Below are 564 nucleotides of genomic sequence, written 5' to 3' on the forward strand. Positions count from 1 at the left end.
CGGCGCAGCTCGACGCACTGCACGCAGAAGACCCCGAGCGCTATCGCGAGCTGTATGAGACCGCCGCGCTGTTTCCTTCGGCCATGCAGGCGAGTGAGCTGGGGGAGATTCCGGAGGGGTGGGAAGCCCTACCTTTGTCCCAAATGATAAAGCTGATAGGGGGAGGAACCCCTAAGAAATCCGAACCTGCCTACTGGAATGGTGAAATTTGCTGGTTCTCAGTCAAAGATGCCCCGCAAGATGGCAATATCTTTGTCATCGACACAGAAGATAAGATTACCGAAAAGGCTCTAAAGAACAGCCCTACCAAACTGCTGCCAATCGGCACTACCATAATAACGGCAAGAGGAACTGTGGGGAAGCTGGCACTGACTGGCGTTCTGACAGCAATGAATCAGTCTTGCTACGGAATTGTAGGGAGTGATGGCACTGGTTCGTGCCTGAACTATCTGAGGATACATAAAGCAGTAGACACGCTTAAGAAAAATTCACATGGGGCGGTGTTCGATACTATCACTCGAGCCACTTTTGATACGGTTTTACAACCGCAGGCACCTCTGGATT

General features: G+C 51.6%; 1 protein-coding gene. It reads left to right on the plus strand.

Features of this window, described 5'->3' with window-relative positions:
- The coding region (locus RMT89_RS40765; RefSeq protein WP_315888800.1) for a restriction endonuclease subunit S at positions 1–564 on the plus strand (564 nt) is incomplete at both ends.

Source organism: Streptomyces sp. P17 (genome assembly GCF_032436805.1).
Classification (GTDB): Bacteria; Actinomycetota; Actinomycetes; order Streptomycetales; family Streptomycetaceae; genus Streptomyces.